This window comes from Actinomycetospora sp. 2LY8.5 (assembly GCF_057180585.1).
The window spans coordinates 1-22,334 of record NZ_JBXUHE010000022.1 but is presented as its reverse complement, the minus strand read 5'-3'; the positions used below and the strand labels follow the sequence as shown (position 1 = coordinate 22,334).

The window sequence follows — 22,334 nt, the reverse complement described above, 5'->3', positions numbered from 1 at the left end:
CGACGCCGGGCCGACACCGCCCCGTGATCCGACCGCGACGCGGCCCGGGCGAGCCCGGACCGACCGCGGCCGGCGCGCGATCACCGTCGGGCAGCGGTCGGCCACGTGACGTGGTCGTGAGGTGACGGCCGGACGGCGGCGCCATCCGCCGCGAGGACCACGCCGTTCGGCCCAGGGCCACGCTCGGGAGCAGGGCAAAGTCACGGTCGGGTGACAAACTGAGACACACGAGCACGACTGCCACGACTGCACGGCCCCGTGACGGGGGCTCCCCCTTTCACCCGTCCGGACCGACCCGGGAGACGCCCTCGATGACCGACGTGGCGAGCCACGCCGACACCTCGTCCGACGACGGGCGTCGTCCCACGCGCAACCACCGCGCCCGCCGCGCGCAGCGGGGCATGCGGGTTCCGGCGGCCTCTCCCCCCGCGGTCGGCGGCGGCGAGAGCACGCCGGCGCGCCACCGCCGAGCCCCGGGCACTGCGCCGTTCGTGGTGCCCACGGCGGGGGCGACGGCCACGGACGTCACGACCCGCAACCGTCACCACGCCGCCGTCACCCGCGCCGTCGAGCCGCGTTCCCGGCAGCGCCCCGATCCCGACGCCGACCCCGCCACGGAGCCGATCGTCACCCCGATCGTCACCCCGGTCGGCACGGCGGGCGACGCTGACGCCACCGCGGTGACGGCGGCGCCCGCCGTCACCGCGACCTCCACCGGCCGGCCCGCGGCGGTCGATGCGGGACCGCCGGACGCGACCGTGGCCGCGTCCGGCGGTCCGGTGTCCCACGCCGCGCCGAAACGCCGCCAGGGCCTGCCGCTGCGCGCCACGATCGGTCTCGTCGGTGGCGGGGGCATCGCGGCCCTGTTCGCGCTGATGACCCCGGGCTCGCCGCTCCCGTCGTCCGCGCCGAACGACCCGCAGCCGTCGGTCGCCGCGCCCGCGGGGCTCTTCGACTCCGTGCTGCCGAGCACGCCGGGTGCCGCCCCGCTGTCCCCGGTGGCGCCGGTGGCGCCGGTGTCCCCCTCGGAGATCACGACGACGCCCACCGAGGAGGGTCCGCAGCCCGTGGTCGGCGCACTGTTCGACGCGGCCGCCGGCGCGTTCAGCCGGCTCTTCGACAACAGCGCCAACGACGGGCTCGTCGAGAACGGGCCGCGGCCCCGGATCGTCGCCAACCCGGACGACCCGGGGCGTCAGGCCTGGCAGTTCTCGCTCGGGCCGGGCGGGAAGCGCAGCGAGGTCCTGCCGAAGGGCCCGGGCACCGAGCCCACGGACGGCGACGAGCAGTACATCCGCTACACCGCGCACCTGTCGGACGACTTCCCCACGGACACGGGCGACTGGCAGGTCATCCTGCAGTGGCACCACACCTCGCCCAACGGCTCGCCACCGCTGGCGCTGCAGGTCACGCGCGGCCAGCTGTACATGGTCAGCGAGGGCGACGACATGCAGGCGATCGGCCCGGTCTCGCCGGGGCAGCGGATCGACCTGACGATGCGCGTGAGGTTCGCGCAGAACCCGGACGAGGGCTCGGTGACCGTCTGGCGGGACGGACGGCCCACGGGCGTCACGAACTGGCAGCCGCGCGACGGCACGATGAGCACCCGCGACGCCTACCTGAAGATGGGCATGTACCGGGCGCAGGCGATCCGCGCGAACGGCTCGATCATCGTCACCGACCTCAAGATCGGGCGGGATCCGGAGGGGATCGGCGGCATCGGGCCGCGCCGCGTGGACTGATCCCGGACCTCACGCCGGGCCACCTAGTGTGGTCCGATGCCCTCGCGCGCCGCCGACCTGCGGCGCGACCCGCACCCACCGACTCCGCGCCGGTCGGTCGTGGGGCGGGTCGCCGTGGTCGCCGTGCCGACGGTGCTCGCGGCGCTGGTGCTCCTGCCGGACCTGGTCGGTCTCGACCGCCACCTCCCGTTCGCGGTGTTCGCCGCGCTGCGGCCCGCGCTCACGGTGGCCACGGCGGCGCTGGTGGTGGTGCTCGTCGTGGTCCGGGTCGTGCGGCGCCGGACGGCCCGGGTCGCGGGCAGCGTGGGGCTCGCCGGGGTCGCGGTCGTCGTGGCGGTGGCGGCGGGGTTCGTCGTCCCGCGCGCGATCCCCGCCGCGGAGCCGCCGCCCGGTGGCACGGCGCTGACCGTGCTCGAGTTCAACGCGTTCGAGGGCAGGGCCGACGTCGGCGCGCTCGCCGAGGTGGTCCGGCGCGAGCGCCCGGACCTCGTCGTGCTGCCCGAGGCCGGTGAGCGCTTCCGGGGTCGCATCGCCGCGCTGCTGCCCGAGTACCGCTCGTGGACGAACGTGCCCGCGCGGGCCGCCGACGTCCGCGGGATCACGATCCTGTCGTCACCGCGCGCGGGCGCCGTCACCGCGCGCACGATCTCCGACGCGCCGGGGACGCCGACCGACACGCGCTACCCGTGGGCCGAGGTCACCGGCGGCATCCTCGGGCCCGTCCGGCTGGGCGCGGTCCACGTCGTCTCGATCGTCCCCGGCTGGGTGTCCTACTGGCCGGGCGAGCTCGCGCAGATGCAGCGCTGGTGCTCGGCGGGCCCGGCGCTCGTGGTCGGCGACCTCAACGCCACCCCCGACCACTCCGCCTTCCGCGCGGGCACGCGGGGGTGCGAGGACGCCGCCACCGAACGCGGCGAATCGCTGACGGGCACCTGGTTCGCGGGTGTCCCCCGCGCCCTCGGCGCCCAGATCGACCACGTGCTCACCACCGGCGGCGGCCCCCGGGCGCGTGACGTCCAGGTCGTCGACCTCCCGGGCTCCGACCACCGCGCCCTGCTCGCCCGCCTGCAGCTCTGACGAGGGCACGAGGACCCGTGTCCCCGGGACACGGGGTCGCTCACAGACGGGTCAGGGCCCCCGCGTGGGCATGGCGAGGACGGACGGGACGGCCGTGGAGGTCGTGGTGACCGCCCGCGCGGCCGCACCAGGAACACGCGCGCCCGGCGGATGCCGAGCGACCCGACGGCGTCGCGCCGGGTCCCGACCCGGTCACGCGCCCGGTGACCGCACGGATCGACGGGCCCGACTCCGGGCCCAGCGCCGGCGACGCCGCGACGGCGGACGCCGCTCGCGCCGTCCGCCGGGCGCGCACCACCCGCACGGTCCGCCGCAGCGCGAAGCGCAGGAGCGCCAGGAGCACGAGCGCGGCGATGGCGACGACCGCGAGCCACTTCGCGAGGAGCACGGCGCAGAACGCGATGAGCAGACCGACGATCATCGTCGTCACGCGCGCATCGCCGTCCACGCGGCAGAGGGTACGTCCGTCGAGGGACGCAGAGCCGCCACATTCACCCCGCGTGTCACTACAACACCTTGAGTCACACGACCGGTGAGCGTCGGGCGACCTCGAAGCGGGCACGAGAAAGCCCCGCGGCCACCGGGTCGGGGGTCCGGTGGCGCGCGGGGCACCCGGGATGTCGTCCTGGACCCGCCGGGCGTTACACGGCCTCGGAAGAATTCTCCTCCGGACTGTGTGCACCCTCCGGCCACGCGACCGTGCGCGTGCGGACCGTGACCCCGTCCGCCAGGCGTCCGCCCGCCAGCGACGCCGCCCGCACGCAGAACTCGACCCAGAGCAGGTACTGGACCTGCTTGGCCAGCCCGAGGCGGCTGTAGAGCAGGTCCGCGATCCGGTCGCCCGCCCGCGCCCAGGTCGTGATCCCGAACTCCAGGTCCCCGCCGGGCAGGTCGCGGGCGGCGAACTCGATCTGCCCGGCCTCGAGGTGCCCGACGAGCGTGCCCAGCCGGAACGACCTCGCCGAGCGCCGCAGCACCCGCACCGGCCCGTCCCACGGCCCGGGCACGCGCACCACGAGCTCGTCGCCGACGCGCAGCGCCTCGCTCGCCGCGACGTAGTCGAACCGCGCCACGCCGGGCACGACCGCGAGGTTCAGGTCGCGGGCGAGGACGCCGACCAGCTCGGCGGCGCTGCGCCGCGCCCCGACGACCTGCACGCGGAACTCCCGGTGGAGCGCGGGCCCGAACCCCTGCTCGAGCGGCTGGTCGCGCAGGGTGACATCGGGCAGGGGCGGCGGCAGGTCCCGGTGGTCGCCGGCCTCCTCGACGGTGTGCACCGGGGCGTCGGGCCGCAGGCAGCGCCAGAGAACCCCGGCGACCCCGCGCGGCAGCCGCGTGAGCATGAGCGCCTCGCGGACCACCTGGCTCGGCCCCGGAATCCAGCCGGACGAGCCGAGGGAACGATCGACAGCCACGGTGCTGGGCATACCCCGTCAGCGCGCGGTCACCCCGTGACCGGCGTGACGGTCGCCCCGGGCGCCCCGGCTCAGCCCGTGGGCGCGACGACCCCGCTGCGGCGGCGGGACTCGCAGTGCTCCTTGAGGTCGCCGGCGAGGAGCTGGAGGTTCGCCTCCACCGTCCGCGCCGTCAGACGGGCCACCGGCGAGCCGAGCCGACCGGCGCGGTCGTGGGTCACGACGAGGCGCGTCAGGGATCCCGCGGGAGCCAGCGCGAACCGGACGTTCGCGCGCCCGCCGACCCCCTCGCTCCGCAGTGCGAAGCGGTGCCGGCGCGCCTGGAACTCCGCGACGCGCCACGTCCGCTCCGGCATCCGGGGCACGTGCAGGCGCACGGCGCCGTGCAGGGCGAGGGTGCCGCCGCCGAGCAGCGCGGCCTCGCGCACCGCGGTGGTCCATCGCGGCCAGCGGGTGAGGTCGGTGATGACGGCCCAGACGTGGTCGGGGCAGGAGTCGATGTCGACCGCGATCTCGCAGCGCATGCTCGCCTCTCCGATGAGACCGACGCACCGCATCCCACGGCCGCCCCGACGTACGTCCCTACGGTAAGCGTGCGCCGATCGGGAGCACAGACCCGGGAGGGTCAGGTCTCGCGGCGGCCGAGGCCGATGCCGGTCAGGCCGGCGCGACGCAGGGTGGCCGGGTCGAGCAGGTTGCGGGTGTCGACCACCACCGGCTGCTTCATCGCCCCGGCCATCGCCGCCCAGTCCAGCGTCCGGAACACCGGCCACTCGGTGAGCACCACCACCGCCTCGGCCCCCTGCGCGGCCTCCATCGGGTCGTCGACCAGCGCCACCCCGTCGACCTCGTCGGGCCACGTACGGTCCGGGTTCCCCGAATCGGCGACCAGCGCGGGGTCGTAGCCCACCAGATCCGCCCCCGCCTGCCGCAACAACGCCGCGATCGCCAGCGCCGGCGAGTCCCGCAGATCGTCGGTGCCGGCCTTGAACGTCAGCCCCAACAGCCCCAGCCGCACCCGGGTCAGCGACCCCGTGCGCCGCCCGGTCACCGCAGCCCGCACCTTGTCCACGATCCGCTGCCGCTGCCGGGTGTTCGTGTCGATCGTGGCCCGCAGCAACCGGAACTCGAAATCCGCCGCGTCCGCCACCTGCAGCAACGCGTGAGTGTCCTTCGGCAGGCACGACCCGCCCCACCCCGGACCCGGCGACAGGAACGCCTGCCCGATCCGCCGGTCGTACCCGATCCCCTCGGTCACGTCGGAGATGTCCGCGCCGACCCGCTCACACAACTCGGCCATCGCGTTCACGTACGACAACTTCATCGCCAGGAAGCAGTTCGCCGCGTACTTCATCAGCTCCGCCGACGCCGCGTCCGTGAGCACCGTCGGCGCCCCCAGCCGCGCGTACAGCGCCGCCACCCGCTCCGCAGCCTCCGCCGCGTCACACCCCACCACGATCCGGTCCGGGTTCAGGAAATCCTGCACCGCCGAGCCCTCACGCAGGAACTCCGGGTTCGACACCACCGACACGTCCGCCCGGTCCAGCAGCTCCGCGGTCCGCGCCGCCGTCCCCACCGGCACCGTCGACTTGTTCACCACCACCGTGCCCGCCGCCAGCAGCTCCCGGGTCTCCTCGACCACGGCCTCCACCGCCCGCAGGTCGGCCACCCCACCCACGCCCATCGGGGTCGGCAGACACAGGAACACGATCTCCGCGTCCAGTCCACCCCCACTCGACGACCCCGGGAAGCTCCCGGACACCGCCGACGCGGCCCCCACCACGAACGACAACCGCCCCGCCGACACCTGCTCGGTCACCAGCTCCGACAGGCCCGGCTCCACGATGTCCACCACACCGCCACGCAGACGCTCCACCTTCGCGGTGTCGATGTCCGCACACACCACCTGATGACCCAGCGACGCCAGACACGCCCCCGTCGTCAACCCCACATAGCCCGTTCCCACCACGGCCACCCGGCGTGTGAACACGGCGTTCCCCCTCGGCTCCCCGAGACCGGCGGTCTCGATCGATCTCGGCGACCACGCTGCCAGATCACGCTCCGCGCCCGTCGTACCGGTCTGCTACGCGTTCCCGGAGGCACCCGTCCGCCGCCGGTCGAGCAGCGACTCGAGCAGCAGGAACACGAGCAGAGACGCGCCCAGCAACGGCAGGGCGACCCCGACCGCGATCGTCATCACGCCGACGCCGGCCAGCAGCGGGCGCGGCAGAGAGCGCAGCACCCCCTCGGCCGGCACGTGCCCGGGACGACGGCCCGGTCCGCGCCGCCACCACAGCACGTAGCCCCAGACGACCACGCCGGCGAGCCCGGCCGCGAGGGCGGCGAGGACGACCTGGTTGGCGACGCCGAAGAGCATCCCCATGTGCGCGTCGATGCCCCAGCGGGCGAGCTTGGCCGCAAGCGGCCAGTCGGCGAACCGCACGACGTCGGTGACCTGCCCGCTGCCCGGGTCGACGGCGATCGCGTCGAGGTGCTGGGGCCAGAGACGGTCGATCTGCGTGACGGTCGTGGCCGCGCCGTCGCCGCCGGGACTGATCTCCACGGGGCCCGCGAGTCCGAAGTCCGCGGCGGCGCGAGCGGCGGCGTCGAGGTCGGCCGGCGAGCCCGTCGAGGCGGGCAGGGTCGTCGCCGGTTCCGGGGTCTCCCACGAGAGCTGGGAACGCAAGGCGTTGATGTTCTCGCCCGCGTAGGTCGACCACGTCAGCCCGGTCGCGGACAGGAACAGCAGCCCGGCCGCCGCCCACGACCCGACGACCGCGTGCCACGACAGCAGTCGGGCCCGGCGCCCGCCGGAGACCCGCGGCACGAGCGGGGCGGTGGCGCGCTCCGGGAGACGATCACGGCGTCGCCTGCGCATCAGTCCGACCCACAGCGCGAGCCCGGCCAGCACGAGCACCCACAGCCACGAGGCCGCGACCTCGGTGTAGAGCCGGCCGGCGTCGCCGAGGTGCAGGTTGCGGTGCAGCTGGTCGACCCACGCGCGCATCGGCATCGCCTGCCCGGACCCGTAGGTCTCGAGGACGCCGTGCACGCCGCCGGTGTGGGGGTCGACGAACGCGGTCCGGGAGAAGGACTCGGGCAGCGAGGGGTCGGTCGCGATGACCTGGGTGCTGTCGGTCGGTGTCGCCCCGGGCCGCACGGACGAGAGCTCGGCGCCCGGCATCGCGTCGAGGCCGGCGCGGACCTGGTCGGAGAGCGGCACCTGGGCGCTCGACGCCGGGACCGTCAGCTCGTCGCGGTAGACGATGGTCTCCAGCGACGGCATCAGCGTGTAGACGAGCCCGGTCAGGGCCGCGACCAGCAGGAACGGCCCGACGAGCACGCCCGCCCAGAAGTGGATGCGCAGCACGAGGGGCCGCAGCAGCGCCCACGTTCCGCGGTCCGCGGGCGCACTCGGGCGTGCGGGGGCCCGGTCGACGGTCACGACAACCTCTCGGGGAGCGGGAAGCGAGTCAGGGCACGAGCAGCATCAGGGCCATCCCGGCCCCGGTGACCGCCTGGCAGCCGAGCTGGACGGCGGGGGTGTCGACGGCGCGGCCCACGCGGGCGACCGGACCGCCACCGAGGGACGCGGCGCGCAGGGACGCGGGGCCGCCGCCCCCGGCCGTCACGGCGACGGCCGACGAGGAGCGCACGACCGCGCCGATCGTCAGGACCGTGTGCAGGACCAGGTAGACGGCCAGCGCGAACGAGACGGCCGACAGCGCGAGCGGCGACCCGGCGCCGCCGCCGTGCCCGGCGTGCTCTCCCGCGCCCGTCCCGGCCGTGGCGCCGCCGCTCGGGAGCATGGCGACGTACATGACCGCCATTGCGCCGTTGCTGAGCAGCAGGTGCGTCGGGTGGGTGGCGCAGCGGTCGCCGCCGATCGCCGAGCCCAGCGGCCGGCCCTGCACGCGCAGCGCGACCAGGCGCACCGCCCACGCGGCGCCGGCCAGGCCGAAGGTCACGGCCCCCGCGACCGGCGGCACGAGATCCATCGTCGCCGGCAGCACCATGGCCGCCATCCCGACGCTCATGACGACGTGGTTCGCCTCGGACAGCGCCGCGGCGCCGTCGTGCCGGGCCCGGCGCCTCCACAGGCTCACCACGCACAGCGCGGCGGCGGCGAGGAAGACCGCCGCGAGGAACGCGGCGACCGACATGGGGAGGGTCACCGGGCGCCCGCGGCACGATGCGGAGCGGAGCTGCCGCCGGACGCACCGACGAGGTCGTCCAGCACGCCGTTGCGGGCGTCGTCGACGATGACCGCGAGCTGCGCGAGGCTCATCCGGATCGACCCGCCGAAGTCGTCGGTGATGACCACCCGGCGGTCCTCGTCGGCGGCGGGGTCGACGTAGAGCTCCGGGCAGCCGCACGAGCACTGGCCGCAGAACGTCGTGACGTGCTGCAGGCCTGCGGTCGGCAGCGGCTCGTGGTCCGTCATGGCGGTCCTCCGTGGAGATCGGATGTCCTGCGACCTGCGGGGACGGTACGGCGGTCCGATCCGGCCGCACACCTCTCACCTCGCCGCCGAAGGGTGGTGTGCCCGGACGGCGCAGCGTTCTCAGGTGCAGGCCCGCGTCTTCTCATCCAGCCCGGGGGCCTACCGTCGAGGACGCACGGTAGGGACCGTCCCAGAGCCGGCGGACCCCCCTTGTCGCGACGGTCACGGCCGGGAACTCCGAGGCCCCGCGCGACGACCACGTGCGTGACGACTAAGGAGTGCCCGGGTGGACGACGCGAGGATCACCGCGCTGGCGCTGCGCGCTCGGGAGGGCGACCGCACCGCCGCCGGCGAGTTCGTCGCGGCCACCCAGCACCAGGTCTGGCGCCTGCTCGGCCACCTCGCCGACCCCGGTGCGGCCGAGGAGCTCGCCCAGGAGACCTACGAGCGCGCCCTCGGCTCGCTGCGCCGTTACCGGGGCGACGCGCCGGCGCGCAGTTGGCTGCTCTCGATCGCCCGCCGCGTCGCCGCGGACCACCTGCGCCGCCGCGCCCGCCGCCCCGTCGCCCCCGCGGAGCCGGCCGAGGACGACCGGCCGCTCGGGCGTGCCCCGCAGCCCGACCCCGCCGAGTCCGCCGCCGTCCGCGACGCGCTGGCCGCGCTCGACGCCGACCGTCGCGAGGCGTTCGTCCTCACCCAGATGATCGGGCTGAGCTACGAGGACGCCGCCGAGGTGTGCCGGTGCCCGATCGGGACGATCCGCTCGCGCGTCGCCCGGGCCCGCGCCGACCTCGTCGAGGCCCTCGGCGACGCCGGGGCCGAGCGGGCGCACCGCTCGGGGTGAGCTCCGGCGGGAGACGGAGCAGAGCTCGACCCGTGAAGCCGGGAACTCCGGCGGCCGCCACGGCGACCAGCAGGACATGGCCAGCTCCACCGACTGCGACGTCTGCCGGGAGGCGATGTCGGCCGCGCTCGACGGCGAGGCCGACCCCGCCGAGCTCGCCGGCGTCGACGCGCATCTCGCCGGCTGCGCGGCATGCCGGGGGTGGCAGCGCGACGCCGAGGCCGTGACGCGCCGCGTCCGTACCGGGATCGTGGTCGGTGGCCCCGATCTCGTCGACCGCGTCGTCGGCACCGCCCCGGGACCGCGGGTGCGCTGGTGGGGCGTGGGCGCGCGGGTGGGCCTGGCGGCCGTGGGAGTCGCGCAGGCGGTGCTCGGGCTGGTGGGGCTGCTCGGGGCGACCTCGAACCATGCCGATCACACGGACGACCCGCTCATGGTCCTCGGCGCCGGCCTGGCCCACGCGGCGCACGAGAGCGCGGCCTGGAACCTCGCGCTCGGCGTGGCCTTCGTCGCCGGAGCCGTGTGGGTCCGGCACCTCGCCGGCCTGATGCCCGTGCTGGGCGCGTTCATCGCGGTGCTCGCGGTGCTGTCCGGGATCGACCTCGTCGCCGGCCGCGTCGAGCCCGCCCGCGTCGCGACGCACCTGGTCGTCGTCGCCGGCTTCCTGCTCGCCCTCGCCGTGGTGCGCACCGCGCCGCGACCCGGCACCGGACCGACCCCGGGCGCGCGTCGGCGCTCCCGTCCCGCCCTGCGCGGCGCGGCACCCGACGGTCCGCGCACCCCCGCACCGGCCCCCTGGGAGCGTGAGTCCGACGTCGCCTGAGCGCCGGTCCCTCGTCGTCTCCTTGCTGGCCGTCGGCGGCGGCGTCGTCGTCTTCGCCCTGCTCCGCGGCGGGCTGCCCGCCGCGGCGCTCGGCGTGACCGCGCCGCCGGTCGCGGTGCAGGTGGCGACGCCCCTGGCCCGCCTGGTCGTCCTGCTGGCGGCCGGGGCGACCCTCGGCGGGCTGGTCGGCGCGCTCGTCGCGCGAGCGTCGCGCGACGGGGCCCGGGCGCTCGGCGCGCACGCCTACGCCGCGGTGCGCCGGGCGGGCGCCGCGGCCGCCGTGTGGGCGGTCGCCGCGCTGGCCGCGGCCGTGCTCACGGTGCTCACGGGGACCGGCAGCGACCCGCAGGTCCTGACCCGGCCCGACGCGTTCCTCGCCGCCGCCGGCGCGCTCGAGGAACCGGCCGCCTTCCTCGTCACGGCCGTCGTGGCCGGGGCGGTGGCCACGCTGTGCCGGGTCACGCTGTCGTGGCGCACCACGGCGGGCGCCGTCGTGCTCGCGGTGCTCGGGGTCGTCGCCCCGGCGGTCACCGGGCAGGTCGCGAGCGCGCGCTCCGGACACGACATCGCCACCGACGCCGCCGCGCTGGCCGCGGTCGCCGCGGCCGTGTGGCTCGGGCTCGCGCTGCTGGAGACGGTGCTGCCCGCCCCCGACCGGGCCCCCGCGACCCGCCCGATCGCCCTGGTGGCGGCCGCCACGAGCGTCGCCGGCGTCGTCGTCGCGGAGTCGGTCCTCGTGCGCGGCGCGTGGTTCTCGGGGGTCCACGGGCCGCTCGCGCTCGTCCAGGTCGCCCTGCTCGCGGCCGCGGCGGCACTCACCTGGCGATCCCGCGTCCCCGGCCCCACCGTGGCCGCCCTGCTCGTGCCCGCCGTGGGTCTCGGGGCGGTGCTGGCCACCGAGCTGCCGCCGGCGCTCACCGAGCCGGTGCTCACGACGCTCGAGGGGATCCAGGACGCGGCGCTCGGCTACCGGCTCGATCCCCCGACGGTCCTGGGCCTGCTCGGGCCCGGGCGCCTCAACCTGCTGTGGGCCGTCGTCGCCGTGGCGCTGGCCGGCGCGTACCTGGCCGGGGTACACCGACTGCGCGGACGCGGCGACGCCTGGCCCGCCGGACGGACGGCGCCGTGGCTCGGGGGTTGCGCGCTGCTGGTGTGGGCGACGGGCTCCGGGCTCGGCGCGCACTCGACGGCGACGTTCAGCGTGCACATGGGCGTGCACATGCTGCTGTCGATGGGCGTGCCGATCCTGCTGGTGCTCGGTGGCCCGGTGACGCTGGCGCTGCGGGCGCTACCGGCCGGCGACACGGGACCGCGGGCGTGGCTGCTCTCCCTGCTCGACGCCCCGCTGACGCGCCTGCTGACCCACCCGCTCGTGGCGCTCGCCCTGTTCGTCGGCTCGTTCTCCGCGCTGTACCTCTCGCCGCTCTATGCCGCCGCGCTGCCCTTCCACTGGGCGCACCAGCTGATGTTCCTGCACTTCCTGCTGACCGGCGCCCTGTTCTTCTGGCCGATCATCGGCGTGGACCGGCCGCCGCGCCCGCTGCCGCACCTCGGACGCCTGGCGATGCTGCTCGCGTCCATGCCGTTCCACGCCTTCTTCGCCGTCGCCCTCATGAGCACCGACGTGGTGATCGGCCAGGCGTTCTTCGGCCAGGTCGCGCTGCCCTGGGTGCCGGACCTGCTCGCCGACCAGCGCCTCGGCGGCGGCATCGCCTGGGCGTCGGGCGAGGCGCCGCTGGTCGTCGTGCTGCTCGTGCTGCTCGTGCAGTGGTCGCGCGCCGACACCCGCGACGCCGCCCGCGGCGACCGCCACGCCGACCGTGACGGCGACGCGGAGCTCGAGGCCTGGAACCGGATGCTCGCCGACCTCGCCCGAGGCCGGTGACGAGATGTCCCGACACCCCCGATACGAGGAGGATTCCCGGATGGCCACGCGCCCCAAGCGCCCCGCGCCGCCGAAGCGCACCACGTCCCGGACACCGATGATCGTGGCGATCGCCGTCGTGGTGCTGGTCGCGGCGGTGGTCTTCGGCGGGGTGTTCCTGGCCGGCAACAGCTCGGACAGCGCGCGGAACGGCGGCATCCCGGCGGTCCCGGCACCCGCCCGGTACACGACAACGGTCGCCGACGGCGTCATCACCGCCGGCGCGCCCGCCCCGCGCACCCTCGACGTGTACGAGGACGCGCTCTGTCCGGCCTGCCAGGCGTTCGAGCAGCGGTACGGCGACCAGATCGCGCAGGCCACGGAGGCCGGGCGCCTGCAGGTCCGCTACCACCTCGTCAACCTGCTCGACCAGCGCTCCAGCCCGCCGGGCTACTCCTCCGCCGCCGGCAACGCGATGATATGCGCGGCCGAGAACGACGCCTTCCCCGCGGTGCACGCGAGCCTCTACGCCGCCCAGCCCTCCGAGGGCGGCCGCGCCTACGACACCGCCCAGCTGATCGACCTCGGCCAGCGCGCCGGCGCCGGCCCGGGCTACGCCGAGTGCGTCACCGACGGCCGCCACCTCGGCGAGGTCGCCGTCAACTTCCAGAACGCGTCGAACGACCCGGCCCTCCAGCGCGACGGCGGCTTCGGCACGCCGACCGTGGTGCTCGACGGCCGCACGGTGCAGGCCGGCTCGCCCGAGCTGGAGCAGGCGCTCGCGGGCTGACGGCCATGATCGCTCCCGGGTGCTCCGTCGACCCGATCTCATCGGGTCCGCGGAGCACCCGGGGCGATCATCGCCCGCGCAGACGCAGGCTCGAGGTCACGACGAGCAGGGACGACAGGGCCATCGCGAGCCCCGCGAGCAGCGGGTTGAGCAGCCCGGCCACGGCGAGCGGGATCGCGGCGACGTTGTAGCCGAACGCCCAGCCGAGGTTCACGCGGATCGTGCGGTGCGTGGCCCGGGCGAGCGCGAGGGCCTCGGGGACGGCGGTGAGGTCGTCGCGCACGAGGATGACGTCGGCGGCGTCCAGGGCGACGTCGGTGCCCGTGCCGACGGCGAGGCCGAGGTCTGCGGCGGCGAGGGCGGGGCCGTCGTTGACGCCGTCGCCGACCATGGCCACGACCGCGCCGGACGCCCGGCGCTCGGCGAGGAACGCGAGCTTGCCCTCGGGCAGGACTCCGGCCACGACCTCGTCGATCCCGACGGCGTCGGCGACGTGACGAGCGGCCCGCTCGTGGTCCCCGCTGAGCAGGACCGGGTGCAGGCCGGCCTGCTTCAACGCCGCGACGGCCGGGGTGGCGCTGGGCTTCACCTCGTCGGCGAGCACCACCGCACCCCGGACGCGGGAGTCCCAGCCGACGGCGACGACCGTGTGTCCGGCCTCCTCCGCCGCCGCCCAGTCCGAGGCCAGCGACGCCGGGACGACGCCGACCAGGTCCGGGCGGCCGACCGTCACCGTGACGCCGGAGACCACCGCGCGCGCGCCGAGCCCCGGGAGCGCGACGAAGTCCTCGGGTTCCCCGACGACCGGGCCGCCGGCGACGATCGCCGCCGCGATCGCGTGCTCGGACCCCCGCTCCACGGCTGCGGCACGCGCCAGCACGACGTCGGGCGACGAGCCCAGGACAGAGACCACCGTCATCCGCCCCGTCGTCAGCGTCCCGGTCTTGTCGAGCACCACGGTGTCGACGCGGCGGCTCGTCTCGAGGGCGTGGTGGCCCTTGAGGAAGATGCCGCGCCGGGCGCCGCGGCCGGAGGCGACGACCATCGCCATCGGCGTCGCCAGGCCCAGCGCACACGGGCAGGCGATGACGAGCACCGCGAGCGCCGGGGAGAACGCCCCGGAGGCCCCGGCACCCGCGAGCCACCAGCCCACCGCCGTCAGCACCGCGAGCACGACCACCGCGGGCACGAACCACGCCGAGATCCGGTCGACGAGACGCTGCACCTCGGCCTTGTCGGCGCGCGCGTCGCGGACCAGGCGCACCATCCCCGCCAGCGCCGTGGCCTCGCCGACCGCGGTCGCCTCGACGACCAGCCGGCCCGAGACGGCGACCGTGCCGCCGACCACCGCGTCGCCGAGCTCTGCGTCCGTGGGGACCGGCTCGCCGGTGAACATGCTGCGGTCCACCGCGGAGCGCCCGGCGACGACCCGCCCGTCCGCGGCGATCTTCTCGCCGGGCCGCACGACGAACCGCGTGCCCACCGCGAGCGAGGCCGCCGGGATGCGCCGCTCCGTGCCGTCCGCGTCCAGCACCGCGACGTCGCGCGCGGCGAGGCGGGCGAGCGCCGCCAGCGCGTCCCCCGACGCCCGGCGCGCGCGGCGCTCGACGTAGCGGCCGGCGAGCACGAACGTCGTCACCCCGGCTGCGACCTCGAGGTACACGGGCCCGGCCGGGTGCAGCAGCAGGTCCCAGGTGCTCGCCGCCGGCGACGCCCCCGCGCCACCGAGCACCGCGCCGACCGACCACACCGTCGCCGCGACGATCCCGAGCGAGACCAGCGTGTCCATCGACGTCGTGCCGTGGCGCAGACCGGCGAGCGCGCGCCGGTGCAGCGGCCACGCCGACCACCCGACCACCGGCGCGGCGAGCACCGCGAGCACCAGCTCCCAGCCGCCGAAGCGCAGCGAGGGCACCGCCGTCATGACCAGCGCGAGGTCGGCGACGGGGAGGAACAGCGCGGCGGCGACGACGAGCCGGCGCCAGAGGTCGCGCAGCTCGGGGTCCTCGGCGTCCGGCCCGTCGGCGTCCTCGTCGGAGTGCTCGTCGGAGTCGACGGGCTGAGCCGGCCGCGCCGTGTACCCGAGCTTCGCGACGGTGTCGACGACGGTCGCGGTGGTGACATCGGGCGAGTCGATGACGACGCGGGCGCTGTCGCCGGCGAGGTCGACGCTCGCCGCGACGCCGTCGAGCCGGTTGAGCCGGCGCTCGATCCGGGACGCGCAGGCCGCGCACGTCATCCCGCCGATGTCGAGATCGAGGACCTCGGCAGCAGGAGCGCTCACGGACCCACCAGCCCGGCCGCCCAGGCGGGGAACGTCGCGACGATCGCGACGACGATCGCCAGGTACCAGGCCGCGAGCCCCCACCCGTGGTGGCGCAGCGGGGCCGGGGCGCCGCCGAGGGCGCCGGTGCGCAGGTTGTGCACGGTGGTGAACCAGAACATGGCGATCACCGCGACCCACGCCACCATGCACCAGGGACACAGGGCGTGGATCACCGCGAGGCTCTGGACGATCAGCCAGTGGATGAACAGCAGACCCGCGGTGGTGCCCGCCTGCAGCGACCACCACACCCACCGCGGCAGCGAGACGCCACCGAGCACCAGCGCCCCCGTCGCCGCCGCGACCGGGAAGGTCAGCAGGCCGATCACCGGGTTCGGGAACCCGAGCACCGACGCCTGCGCTGTGCGCATGATCGTCCCGCAGGACAGCACCGGGTCGATGCTGCACGAGGGCACGAACGTCGGGTCGGCGAGCAGCGCGAGCTCGTCGAGCAGCAGGACCAGGGCGACGACGGCCCCGGCCAGCCCGCCCACGAGCAGGACGGCGCCGGCGCCGCGAGTACCACCGCCGACGGGGGTGGCGGGAGCCTCCGGGGCCGGCGCGTCCACGACGTCCACCCCCCGATCGTCCTCCCGGACGGCGGGCAGGACGTCGGTGGGTGCGCCGGGAGACGCTGCGGTGGCCATCACGGTGCTGGTCGCCCGGGAACGCCGAGGAGTTCCCGGTGATCGCGCCCACGTCGCGAGACCGCGGGCCCGCACCTGCCCCGGGACCGGGGGATCCGCGTTCCCGCTACCGGGTCCGGCCGTCGGCCTAGACTCGCCGGTACGCCGTCACTCGGCGGGGTGCAGGGGGGAGGAATCGGCCCGGTGGAAGCGCTCGGCCCATGAGCTCCGACAGGACTTCGGAGACACCGGACCCCGGCGGATCGGCCGCACCGTCGCGTCGCGTGCCCCCGTCCGGCTACGGCCTGCTCGCCCGTTGGCGTGACCGGCGGCAGGCGCGGGCGGACGCGCGCGCCGGGCTGCCCGGCGTCGAGCCGGGGCGTCCGCGAGGGACGCCGACGCTCGAGGAGTACCACCAGGACTTCCTCGCCCGCGTCCACCGCGAGCGGCTGCGGCTCGATCGCGAGGCCGCTCCCCTGCACCAGGCCCGCGCGGCCCTCGCCGTGCGCCTGCCCGCCACCGAGGACGCACTCGCCCGGGCGCGCGCGAGCCTGGACGCGATCCCGGTCCTGCTCGACGCCGGGCAGCTCGCCGTGCGCCGCGGGGGCGAGACCCACACCGCCGACGACATCGTCGCCGCCCGCCGGGCACGCGAGCACGAGGCGCGGCGGCGCCCGCTCGTCGACGAGGCCGCGCGCCTGCACGCCCAGCTCACCGCGATGCGCGCGGAGGACGCCCGGCTGGACACCGCGATCCGCGCCGGCGAGCTCGCCGGCGCCACCCGCGTCCGCCGGCTGCACGCCCAGGTCATGCGCCGGATCAGCGGCTACGAGCGCCACCTCGTGCGCCGCCACCCCGCGGGTGACCGCATCGGCCCCGCGCTCGTCACCCGGCATCCCGTGGTGCCCGCCTGGGTCACCGCGGCCGAGCACGCCGGCCCGCGCCTCCCCGAGACCGGTCCCGTATCGCCGCCGACCGGCATCCCGACGCCCCGGTCCTGCGCCGGGCCCGGCGTCCCGTCCGGACAGGAGTAGCCATGGCCCGCCTCTTCCGGCGCAGCTTCCGACGTGGGGCCGACGTCGTCCGCCCCCCGACACCGACCGGGTCCTCGCCCGGGGCCCGCCTGGCGAGCATCTCCGCGTCGCCGTCGGGCGCGGCGACGCCCGAGGAGCACCGGTTCGCCCAGGTCTACGCGGCCGATCGCGTCGGCCCGATGCCCTACCCCAACCAGCCGACCCCGGATGTCGCCGAGGCGCGTGGCCGGGTCCGGGCCCTGGTCGAGGGCATGCTCGGCGGCGTCGACGAGGGCAGCGGCCGCGCGCTGGACCCGCTCATCGCGTCGATCGCGTCGGGCTGGCTCGCCCGGATCGACTCCCAGCACGCCGACCACCACGCGGTCATCGACCGCCTCGTCGGGGGCGCCCGCCAGCAGCTCGCCGAGGCCGAGGCCGCCCACGAGCGAGACCGCCGCGCCCTCGAGATCGCGCGCCGGGACTACATCGAGGCGCGGGAGCGGCTCGGGGAACCGGCGGGAGACGCAGCGGAGCGGAGCTCGACCCGGGTGGCGGGAGACGCAGCGGAGCGGAGCTCGACCCGGGTGGCGGGAGACGCAGCGGAGCGGAGCTCGACCCGGGTGGCGGGAGACGCAGCGGAGCGGAGCTCGACCCGGGTGCACAGCGACGATCCACCGACCGGGCCCCTCCTCCGCCAGGAGGACCGATGAGCCGCGAGCGTCCCCGGTCGTACCGGGACGCCACCTTGATGATCAAGCGGTCGCGCGAGGACCACCTCGCTCTCGTGATCGTGCTGCTCGCCATCGGCGCCGACATCGCGGCCTTCTACGTCGTGCTCGCCCGCGTCTTCCGGGGCTCGCCACTGCTCATCGCGGTCGGGACCGTCGGCTTCGCGGCGGCCGCGGTCGGCCTCGCCCACCTCGTCGGGCAGGGGCTCGCGCGGCGACGCTGCGGCGACCCGCGCGCGTCGGTGCCCCTGACGGTCCTCGCTGCGCTGACCTGGCTCACGCTCGGCGCCGCGGCGTTCTCCACGCGGCTGATGACCCCGAGCACCACGTCGTCGGGCGGGTTCGGGTCCGGCTCCGGGGGCGGGTTCGGGTCCGACTCCGGGTTCGGGTCCGACTCCGGGTTCGGGTCCGGCGGGGGGTTCGGGTCCGGCGGGGGCGACATCGAGCTCACCGCGCTGCTGCCCGCGCTGCTGTTCGGCGCGCTGTTCCTCGCGAGCGGGATGGCCGCGATGATCGCGACGTTCGTGTCGTTCAATCCCGTCGCGAGCGCCCTGCGGCGCGCCGAGCACCGGATGCGCGAGGCCACCGAGCGCGAGCGGGCCAGCCGCGCCGAGCTCGAACGCGCCCGCGAGGCCCTGCGCCAGCAGGAGAACGAACGCGCGCGCGAGGACCAGCGCTGGCGCGCGGCCCGTCAGCAGGTCACCGCCGAGATGCTCGAGCTGCAGAACTACGCGCGCACGCTGATGGCGTCGAGGAAGGCCGACCCGTCGGTCACCGACGGCCTCACCGGCAACGCCCCCTTCCCGCTGTTCACGCCGGCGAGCGACGTCGTGCCCGGCGAGGAGGCCCCGCCTGCGATGCGCCCCGTCACCACCGTCGACACCGGTGCGAACGGAGACTCTCGGTGACCCGACGGCCTGTCGTGGCTGCCCTGGTCCTCGCTACGGCCCTGGTGGCCGGCTGCTCGAGCGGCGACGACGCCGCGGGCGGCGGCTTCGGCGGAGGGGGCGGCGGCCTGTCCTGCCCGGTGCCGGTCGGCCCGATGGCGTTCGCGGTGTCCGGCCGCGCGAACTCCCCCGCACCGGGCCTGCCGCAGAGCGTCCAGGACGCGACGACCTCGGTGCTGACGCGCGCGGTCGACCAGGACTACCAGCCGCGCGTCACGCTGATCGACCTCGACGGGCGGCCCACGTCGGCGGGCAGCGACACGTTCTCCACCGACGCCGGCAACGGCATCGCCGCCGAGGACGACCGCAACCAGTTCCTGAACGGCTTCGGCGAGGCGCTGACGGAGATGCGCGCCCGGGCCCCCGAGGCCGACGTGCTCTCCGCGCTCGACCTCGCGGGCCGGTCCGCCGGAGGATCGGAGCAGGGCGGCGACCGGCCCGGCACCGTCGTCCTCGTCGACTCCGGGCTCTCGACGGTCGCCCCGCTGGACTTCCGCCAGCGCGGGCTGCTCGACGCGCCGCCCGCCGAGACCGTCGAGGCGCTGCGCGCGAACAACGCCCTGCCGGGTCTGGAGGGCGTCACCGTGGTCCTCGCGGGCCTCGGTGACGTCGCCGAGCCCCAGGCCGCACCGAGCCCCGCCCAGCGCTCCTCGCTGGTGGCCCTGTGGACCGCGGTCGCCGAGGCGGGCGGCGCCGCCTGCGTCGCGGTCGTCGACGAGCCCCGGGGCGGCGACGCCCCGAGTGACGTCCCGCCCGTGAGCCTCGTCGACGTCCCGCCGCCGCCGACGATCACGCCGGGGCAGACCACGACGCTTCCCGACGACAATTCCGTCGGATTCCGGCCCGACACGGCCGAATTCCGCGACAGGAACGCGGCGCGCGCCGTTCTCACGCCCTTCGCGCAGTTCGTGCAGCAATCACCGGCACCGCGCCTGACCCTGACGGGCACGAGCGCCCGCGCCGGCACGCTCCAGGGACAGATCGACCTCTCCGCCCGCCGGGCCGAGGCGGTGAAGTCCCTGCTGGTCGAGCTGGGGGCGCCCGCTGACCGGATCAGCACCCGGGGCGTGGGCAGCGAGTTCCCCGGCTACGTCGACGACGTCGGTCCGGACGGGCGCCAGCTGCCCGGTCCGGCGAGCGCGAATCGGACGGTGATCGTCGAGCCGACCGGGTAACCCGACGGTGACACAGTGTTGCGAGTCACCGTGGTTGCGCATTCCCGATGAAACGTGGCTGCCATCACAGCACGATGTGGTCACGGGGATCCGGGGTCGCGCACACCCGGTCGGAGCAGCGCTGATGGCGCCCTCCGCGGGAGTCGTGGGGGCTCGGACTGTATCGATTTTGTCGACCGTACGAACTCGGCGGTGGTTCCACGCTCGCCGAGACCTGCCTAGCGTCGTCTCTCCGGAAGCGTCACCGACGTCCGGAGGACACATGACTGCAGCCGCAGACCGGAGCCCCGACACCGCGGCTGGCCTCGACGAGTACACCGAGGCCGATGTTCATCAGGAGTTCGGCGAGAACCCGAACGAGGTCCGAGACACGAACCACTACCAAGAGGAGTACGTCAAGGGGTTCGTGGACAAGTGGGACGACTACATCGGCTGGGAGGGTCGCGCCGCCAGCGAGGGGTCGTTCTTCATCGACCAGCTCAGTGCCCGCGGGGTCGAGAAGGTTCTCGACGTCGCCACCGGCACGGGGTTCAACTCCGTCCAGCTCCTCAAGGCCGGCTTCGAGACGGTCTCCGCCGACGGCAGCGCGGAGATGCTCGCGAAGGCCTTCGAGAACGGTCGCCAGCACGGGCACGTGCTGCGGGTGGTCCAGGCCGATTGGCGCTGGCTCAACCGTGACGTCCACGGCGAGTACGACGCGATCATCTGCCTGGGGAACTCGTTCACGCATCTGTTCAACGAGCGTGACCGGCGCAAGGCGCTGGCCGAGTTCTACGCGATGCTCAAGCACGACGGCGTGCTGATCCTCGATCAGCGCAACTACGACGAGATCCTCGACCACGGGTTCTCGTCGAAGCACAAGTACTTCTACTGCGGCGACACCGTCACCGCGGAGCCGGAGTACATCGACGACGGTCTCGCCCGATTCCGGTACACGTTCCACGACGACGGTTCCGTGTACCACCTCAACATGTTCCCGCTGCGCAAGGACTACGTGCGCCGGCTCATGCGCGAGGTCGGGTTCCAGAAGATCGACTCGTACGGCGACTTCCAGGAGACCTACGGGACCGAGAGCCCCGACTTCTGGATCCACGTCGCGGAGAAGACCTACCGACCGGATGACGAATTGACCGAGAGCTACTCGACCGCGGTCCACACCGCGCGCGACTACTACAACTCGACCGACGCCGACACCTTCTACCACGAGGTCTGGGGCGGCGAGGACATCCATGTCGGGCTCTACAACTCGCCCGACGAGGCCATCGCGCCGGCCTCGCAGCGCACCGTCGAGCGCATGGCCGAGGGCATGAACATCACCGCGGAGACGCGCGTGCTCGACATGGGCGCGGGATACGGCGGGTCGGCGCGGTGGCTGGCCAAGAAGTACGGCTGCCACGTGACCTGCCTGAACCTCTCCGAGGTCGAGAACGAGCGCAACCGCGAGAAGAACCGCGCGCAGGGCCTCGACCACCTCGTCGACGTCGTCGACGGGTCGTTCGAGAGCATGCCGGTGCAGGACAACTACTACGACCTCGTGTGGTCGCAGGACGCGTTCCTCCACTCCGGCGAGCGCAGCCAGGTCGTCGAGGAGATCGACCGCGTCCTCGTCCCCGGCGGCCAGGTCGTGTTCACCGACCCGATGGCCGCCGACGGCGCCGACGTCTCGCAGCTCGCGCCGATCCTGGCGCGCCTGCACCTCGACACGCTCGGCTCGCCGGGCTTCTACCGCCAGGAGTTCGGCAAGAAGGGCTACTCCTCGGTGGAGTTCGAGGACCACACCCAGCAGCTCACGACCCACTACGGGCGCGTGCTGAGCGAGCTCGAGGCCGCGGAGCCGAAGTTCAAGGGTGCGATCTCCGACGAGTACGTCTCGAACATGAAGACGGGCCTGAAGAACTGGGTGAACGGCGGCAAGAGCGGCCAACTCGCCTGGGGCATCTTCCGCATCAAGCGCTGACGCCGGGCACACGGGGCCGGCCGGGACCATCGCGTCCCGGCCGGCCCCGTGGCGTCGGTGCCCCGCTGCGTCGGTGCGTCGGTGTCGGTGTCGGTGTCGGTGTCGGTACGAGCGATGCGGCATCGCTGGCGTCTCACGCCAGGATCGCCACATGCTCGCCGCGCGACACGCCGAGGAAGGACACGAGCCCTGCGTCTCGGGGCCACCCTCGCCGACCTGAGCCCGGCGCCGCCGTTCGCGATCGCGGAGTGGGCCCGGCGTGGGGTGGACGCGGGCTCCGAGAGCCTGTGGACGGCGTAGTGATCGGGCGCGGCTCGCTGGACCCGGACCCGCTCGTCGCGCTCGCGGTCGGCGCGACGGCCACCGAGGTCTCCGGCGACGTCGAGCGGGGCACGCGACCGTCCAGGTGCCACTGGACCACCCCGCCGACCTCGCCACACCCGTTACCTTCTTGATCAGGCCCGGTGAGGGCTTGCAGGCCGCCGGCCACGGCATGACTGAGTGCCCCTGTCGTTGATGATCTGGGGGGTGTTGTCACCGTGGTCGGAGGGCGCCAACGACCGCTG

General features: G+C 75.2%; 20 protein-coding genes. 11 read left to right on the top strand and 9 right to left on the bottom strand.

Annotated features, from left to right (window positions below):
- Positions 1 to 311 precede the first annotated feature (311 nt).
- Both AC2A1K_RS21415 and AC2A1K_RS21410 read left to right on the top strand, forming a co-directional pair.
- Positions 312 to 1,742: a heparin lyase I family protein gene (locus AC2A1K_RS21415; RefSeq protein ID WP_483898350.1), complete on the top strand. Its 1,431-nt coding sequence runs from the start codon at positions 312 to 314 to the stop codon at positions 1,740 to 1,742.
- Positions 1,743 to 1,778: 36 nt separating this feature from the next.
- Complete coding sequence (locus AC2A1K_RS21410; RefSeq protein ID WP_483898349.1) at positions 1,779 to 2,819, top strand: endonuclease/exonuclease/phosphatase family protein; 1,041 nt, start codon at positions 1,779 to 1,781, stop codon at positions 2,817 to 2,819.
- A 40-nt stretch (positions 2,820 to 2,859) separates the two neighbouring features.
- Here AC2A1K_RS21410 and AC2A1K_RS21405 read toward each other — a convergent pair whose 3' ends face one another.
- The 7 genes from AC2A1K_RS21405 to AC2A1K_RS21375 form a co-directional block, all read right to left on the bottom strand.
- Positions 2,860 to 3,267, bottom strand: coding sequence for a hypothetical protein (locus AC2A1K_RS21405; RefSeq protein ID WP_483898348.1), 408 nt, complete (start codon positions 3,265 to 3,267; stop codon positions 2,860 to 2,862).
- A gap of 193 nt (positions 3,268 to 3,460) precedes the next feature.
- A complete protein-coding gene (locus AC2A1K_RS21400; RefSeq protein ID WP_483898347.1) occupies positions 3,461 to 4,234 on the bottom strand; it encodes a DUF1990 family protein in 774 nt (257 codons plus the stop codon).
- A 71-nt stretch (positions 4,235 to 4,305) separates the two neighbouring features.
- Complete coding sequence (locus AC2A1K_RS21395; RefSeq protein WP_483898346.1) at positions 4,306 to 4,758, bottom strand: SRPBCC family protein; 453 nt, start codon at positions 4,756 to 4,758, stop codon at positions 4,306 to 4,308.
- A gap of 101 nt (positions 4,759 to 4,859) precedes the next feature.
- A complete protein-coding gene (locus AC2A1K_RS21390; RefSeq protein WP_483898345.1) occupies positions 4,860 to 6,224 on the bottom strand; it encodes a UDP-glucose dehydrogenase family protein in 1,365 nt (454 codons plus the stop codon).
- Between the two features lie 93 nt (positions 6,225 to 6,317).
- Positions 6,318 to 7,679 (bottom strand): PepSY-associated TM helix domain-containing protein, encoded by a 1,362-nt coding sequence (locus AC2A1K_RS21385; protein WP_483898344.1) that lies wholly within the window; start codon positions 7,677 to 7,679, stop codon positions 6,318 to 6,320.
- Positions 7,680 to 7,707: 28 nt separating this feature from the next.
- Positions 7,708 to 8,409, bottom strand: a complete 702-nt coding sequence (locus AC2A1K_RS21380) for a DUF5134 domain-containing protein (protein WP_483898343.1) — start codon at positions 8,407 to 8,409, stop codon at positions 7,708 to 7,710.
- On the bottom strand, positions 8,406 to 8,678 hold the full coding sequence (locus AC2A1K_RS21375; protein ID WP_483898342.1) for a hypothetical protein: 273 nt from the start codon (positions 8,676 to 8,678) through the stop codon (positions 8,406 to 8,408). The genes AC2A1K_RS21380 and AC2A1K_RS21375 overlap by 4 nt, the downstream gene beginning before the upstream one ends.
- Before the next feature lie 286 nt (positions 8,679 to 8,964).
- On the opposite strand from AC2A1K_RS21375, the gene AC2A1K_RS21370 reads away from it, so the two are divergent.
- The 4 genes from AC2A1K_RS21370 (at position 8,965) to AC2A1K_RS21355 (ending at position 12,999) form a co-directional block, all read left to right on the top strand.
- On the top strand, positions 8,965 to 9,522 hold the full coding sequence (locus AC2A1K_RS21370; protein WP_483898341.1) for a sigma-70 family RNA polymerase sigma factor: 558 nt from the start codon (positions 8,965 to 8,967) through the stop codon (positions 9,520 to 9,522).
- A gap of 76 nt (positions 9,523 to 9,598) precedes the next feature.
- The gene (locus AC2A1K_RS21365) at positions 9,599 to 10,345 is read left to right on the top strand and encodes a zf-HC2 domain-containing protein (protein ID WP_483898340.1); all 747 of its coding nucleotides are present in this window, start codon (positions 9,599 to 9,601) and stop codon (positions 10,343 to 10,345) included.
- Complete coding sequence (locus AC2A1K_RS21360; RefSeq protein WP_483898339.1) at positions 10,326 to 12,230, top strand: cytochrome c oxidase assembly protein; 1,905 nt, start codon at positions 10,326 to 10,328, stop codon at positions 12,228 to 12,230. The genes AC2A1K_RS21365 and AC2A1K_RS21360 overlap by 20 nt, the downstream gene beginning before the upstream one ends.
- Positions 12,231 to 12,270: 40 nt before the next feature.
- On the top strand, positions 12,271 to 12,999 hold the full coding sequence (locus AC2A1K_RS21355; protein ID WP_483898338.1) for a DsbA family protein: 729 nt from the start codon (positions 12,271 to 12,273) through the stop codon (positions 12,997 to 12,999).
- 67 nt (positions 13,000 to 13,066) lie between these two features.
- Here AC2A1K_RS21355 and AC2A1K_RS21350 read toward each other — a convergent pair whose 3' ends face one another.
- Together AC2A1K_RS21350 and AC2A1K_RS21345 are read right to left on the bottom strand one after the other, a co-directional pair.
- Positions 13,067 to 15,283, bottom strand: coding sequence for a heavy metal translocating P-type ATPase (locus AC2A1K_RS21350; protein ID WP_483898337.1), 2,217 nt, complete (start codon positions 15,281 to 15,283; stop codon positions 13,067 to 13,069).
- Positions 15,280 to 15,969, bottom strand: a complete 690-nt coding sequence (locus AC2A1K_RS21345; protein ID WP_483898336.1) for a vitamin K epoxide reductase family protein — start codon at positions 15,967 to 15,969, stop codon at positions 15,280 to 15,282. The genes AC2A1K_RS21350 and AC2A1K_RS21345 overlap by 4 nt, the downstream gene beginning before the upstream one ends.
- A 263-nt stretch (positions 15,970 to 16,232) precedes the next feature.
- Here AC2A1K_RS21345 and AC2A1K_RS21340 point away from each other — a divergent pair, with 263 nt between their 5' ends.
- The 5 genes from AC2A1K_RS21340 to AC2A1K_RS21320 all read left to right on the top strand — a co-directional run bounded on the left by AC2A1K_RS21340 (position 16,233) and on the right by AC2A1K_RS21320 (position 21,768).
- The gene (locus AC2A1K_RS21340) at positions 16,233 to 16,982 is read left to right on the top strand and encodes a hypothetical protein (protein ID WP_483898335.1); all 750 of its coding nucleotides are present in this window, start codon (positions 16,233 to 16,235) and stop codon (positions 16,980 to 16,982) included.
- 2 nt (positions 16,983 to 16,984) lie between these two features.
- Positions 16,985 to 17,671 (top strand): hypothetical protein, encoded by a 687-nt coding sequence (locus AC2A1K_RS21335; protein WP_483898334.1) that lies wholly within the window; start codon positions 16,985 to 16,987, stop codon positions 17,669 to 17,671.
- Entirely contained in the window at positions 17,668 to 18,597 is a 930-nt protein-coding gene (locus tag AC2A1K_RS21330) for a hypothetical protein (RefSeq protein ID WP_483898333.1), read from the top strand. Before AC2A1K_RS21335 ends, AC2A1K_RS21330 begins: the two co-directional genes overlap by 4 nt.
- On the top strand, positions 18,594 to 19,811 hold the full coding sequence (locus tag AC2A1K_RS21325) for an OmpA family protein (protein WP_483898332.1): 1,218 nt from the start codon (positions 18,594 to 18,596) through the stop codon (positions 19,809 to 19,811). Before AC2A1K_RS21330 ends, AC2A1K_RS21325 begins: the two co-directional genes overlap by 4 nt.
- Before the next feature lie 262 nt (positions 19,812 to 20,073).
- On the top strand, positions 20,074 to 21,768 hold the full coding sequence (locus AC2A1K_RS21320; protein WP_483898331.1) for a glycine/sarcosine N-methyltransferase: 1,695 nt from the start codon (positions 20,074 to 20,076) through the stop codon (positions 21,766 to 21,768).
- The last annotated feature ends 566 nt before the right edge of the window (positions 21,769 to 22,334 follow it).